This window comes from Mycobacterium sp. (genome assembly GCF_019247615.1).
Taxonomy (GTDB): domain Bacteria; phylum Actinomycetota; class Actinomycetes; order Mycobacteriales; family Mycobacteriaceae; genus Mycobacterium.
The window spans coordinates 1-3,179 of sequence record NZ_JAFBAT010000101.1; the positions used below are offsets into that span (position 1 = coordinate 1).

Here is a 3,179-nt window from a genome sequence, read left to right on the forward strand (position 1 = left end):
GTTTCGCGCTTGGCATGTTGCAGGCGCTGGCACATGGGGCCGACTGGGTGTGGCTGGCCGACGACGACGGGCGCCCACAGGACTCTCACGTGCTGGCGAGGTTGCTGGCCTGCGCGGAAAAGTACGGCCTGGCCGAGGTTTCGCCCATGGTGTGCAATATGGACGACCCGGAGCGGCTGGCGTTTCCGTTGCGGCGAGGCTTGGTATGGCGCAGGCACACGAGCGAATTGCGTACCGAGCCGGGACAGGACCTGCTTCGTGGCATAGCGTCGTTGTTCAATGGCGCACTCTTTCGGGCGTCGACCCTGGACGCGGTCGGCGTCCCCGACATGCGACTGTTCATTCGCGGCGACGAAGTCGAAGTGCACCGCCGACTCGTTCGGTCCGGCCTGCCGTTCGGAACATGTCTGGACGCGGTCTATCTGCACCCTTGCGGCTCAGAGGAATTTCGGCCGATACTCGGTGGCCGAATGCACACCCAGTATCCCGACGATCCCGCCAAGCGGTTCTTCACCTACCGCAACCGCGGCTATCTGATGGCCCAGCCCGGACTGCGCAAGCTGCTCCTCCAGGAATGGCTTCGGTTCGGCTGGTTCTTCCTGGTGACGCGCCGCGACCCCAAGGGCATGTGGGAGTGGGTTCGCTTGCGCCGCTTGGGACGTCGCGAGCAGTTCGGCAGGCCGGGGGGATCGACATGACATTCATCGACGCGGCGGCGCAGTCGCGGACCTTCGCCCGCGCCCGCGGCGACCTGGTCGACGGCTTTCGTCGTCACGAGTTGTGGCTGCACCTGGGCTGGCAGGACATCAAGCAGCGCTACCGCCGCTCGGTGCTCGGGCCATTCTGGATCACCATCGCGACCGGCACCACCGCCGTCGCGATGGGCGGCCTTTACTCGAAGCTGTTCCACCTCGACCTGGCCGTCCACCTGCCGTACGTCACGCTTGGGCTCATCATCTGGAACCTGATCAACGCCTCGATTCTCGAGGGCGCCGACGTCTTCGTCGCGAACGAGGGACTGATCAAGCAACTGCCGACGCCGTTGAGCGTGCACGTCTACCGGCTGGTGTGGAGGCAGCTGCTGTTGTTCGCGCACAACATCGTCATCTACTTCGTCGTCGCGATCATCTTCCCCAAGCCGTGGTCGTGGGCCGACCTGTCGGTCATTCCCGCCCTGGCGTTGATCGTGCTCAACTGTGTGTGGGTGTCACTGTGTTTCGGCATTCTGGCCACCCGCTACCGCGACATCGGGCCGTTGCTGTTTTCGGTCGTCCAGTTGCTGTTTTTCATGACGCCGATCATCTGGAACGACGACACGCTGCGGCAGCAGGGTGCGGGACGCTGGTCGAGCATCGTCGAACTGAATCCGCTGCTGCACTATCTCGACATCGTTCGCGCCCCGTTGCTGGGCGCCCACCAGGAATTGCGCCACTGGGTCGTCGTGGTGGTGCTGACGGTCGTCGGTTGGCTGCTGGCGGCCGTCGGGATGCGGCAATACCGCGCGCGGGTCCCCTATTGGGTCTGAGGCTGGTTGTCGCACACATGTGCAATACCGCGCTCCATAGAAGTGGTCGGAGTTGCCGATGTGACTGCAGCGGTAATTGCGTTGCAAGTGACTGGAATTGGCGCTGGGCGTATGAGCAAGCGAACACGCGATCGGCCGGCGGGCATTAGACTCACCGATCATTCGCAGCAATGCGACTGCGAGAACATTCGGAGGGGAACCTTAATGTCTTGGACGGTGCAACCTGAGGCCGTGTTGGTATCAGCAGGAGCGGAATCGGCGATCAGCGCAGAAGTAGAGTCGGCCGCCGCGGCGGCCGCGCCGGCGCTGATGGGCACGACTCCGATGGGCAACGACCCCGATTCGGCCTTGTTCAACATGGCGCTCAATGCGTGCGGTGGGGCCTACTTGGGCGTGGTCCAGGAGCACTCGCTTCAGCGGGGATTGTTCGCCGGAACGCAGGGTGTGGCGTCGTCGGTCTACACGGCCACCGAGGCGGCTCGCAGCTTGGCGCTCGGGCTGTAAGCGGCGCTTATGCCTGACCCGGGGTGGGCGGCGCGCCCACCCGAAGCGAACGACCTTCTGCTCAAGACCGGCACCGGGGTAGCCACGATGCTGGCGAACCAGGCCGCCTGGACCGCAGTAGGTGCCAGCCACCACGCTTCGGCTAGCGCGTCGATGATCAACACGGCCGTGACATCGGCCAGCTGGCTGGGAGCCGGCTCGGCGGGCTCGACCGCCAGCGCCACCATGCTCAACGCGTCCCTGCACGGACTGGCCGGATGGGTGGACATCAAGCCGGCGGTCGTATCCGCCGCGGTCTCCGCTTACGAGATGGCCAATGCCGCAATGCGTCCGGCGCCGGAGTGCAATGCCAACCGTGACGAAGAGGTTGCCGATAACATCGCGAATCCGAGCGTGCTGTGGACCCTGACTCCGCGAATCGTCGCGCTCGACACCGAATATTTCGGCGTGATGTGGCCGAACAACTCCGCGGTCGGGGCCAGCTACGGAGCGGTCCTCGCGGGGCTCGCCGAAAGCCTGGCGATACCACCTCCGCTGGCTGCCATGGGCGCCTCGCCGGCGGCTCCAGCGGAGGCTGCCTCGGTGGTCGGACAGGCTGCAGCCGACACCGCGGCCGGCGACGGGATGCGCACGGCTTTCCAAGGTGTCCAGACAGCAACCGCGGGCACCAATCAGGCGGCCTCGGGCGGCCAAGACATAGGCGGCCAACTCGGCACATTCATGCAACCGGTGCAGTCGATGATCGGGGCGGTCCCCCAGATGGTGCAGGCTCCCGCGCAGCTGATGCAGGCACCGATGAGTGCGATGCAGCCGCTGCAGTCGATGATGGGCATGTTCGCCAACCCCGGCGCGCTGGGCCTGGGCGCGGCGACGCCCGGCGCGTCGGCGGCCAGTGCGGTGTCCGCCGCGTCCGCGGCTCCGGGGGCGGCCGGCGCGGGCGGAGGCGGCGTTTCGCTCGGTGGCACCGGCGTGCCCGCGACCAGCTTCACCCGCCCGGTCAGCGTCTTCGAGCCCACCGTCAGCGGCCGCCCGGTCGGACTGCGCCCCAGTGGGGCGTTGGGCGCCGAATCGATGCGACCGCAGACGACGACCACCGCCGGAGGCGCGGCAGTCGGCGGCATGCCGGTCGGCCATGCCGCGGGCGGCCACC

4 protein-coding genes are annotated in these 3,179 nt (G+C 66.7%); all 4 read left to right on the forward strand.

From position 1 onward, the window contains the following. Positions 1 to 698 (forward strand): glycosyltransferase family 2 protein (locus tag JO059_RS06755; RefSeq protein WP_293315323.1); only part of this gene is annotated, 698 nt, incomplete at its 5' end. Beyond that, positions 695 to 1,525, forward strand: a complete 831-nt coding sequence (locus JO059_RS06760) for an ABC transporter permease (protein WP_293315324.1) — start codon at positions 695 to 697, stop codon at positions 1,523 to 1,525. The genes JO059_RS06755 and JO059_RS06760, both read left to right, overlap by 4 nt. A 204-nt stretch (positions 1,526 to 1,729) precedes the next feature. Then, the gene (locus JO059_RS06765) at positions 1,730 to 2,029 is read left to right on the forward strand and encodes a PE domain-containing protein (protein ID WP_293315325.1); all 300 of its coding nucleotides are present in this window, start codon (positions 1,730 to 1,732) and stop codon (positions 2,027 to 2,029) included. A gap of 9 nt (positions 2,030 to 2,038) precedes the next feature. After that, positions 2,039 to 3,179 (forward strand): PPE family protein (locus JO059_RS06770; protein WP_293315326.1); only part of this gene is annotated, 1,141 nt, incomplete at its 3' end.

Coding starts and splice junctions, on each gene's coding strand:
- JO059_RS06765 (WP_293315325.1), top strand. CDS start 1,730: ATGTCTTGGACGGTGCAACCTGAGGCCGTGTTGGTATCAGCAGGAGCG.
- JO059_RS06760 (WP_293315324.1), top strand. CDS start 695: ATGACATTCATCGACGCGGCGGCGCAGTCGCGGACCTTCGCCCGCGCC.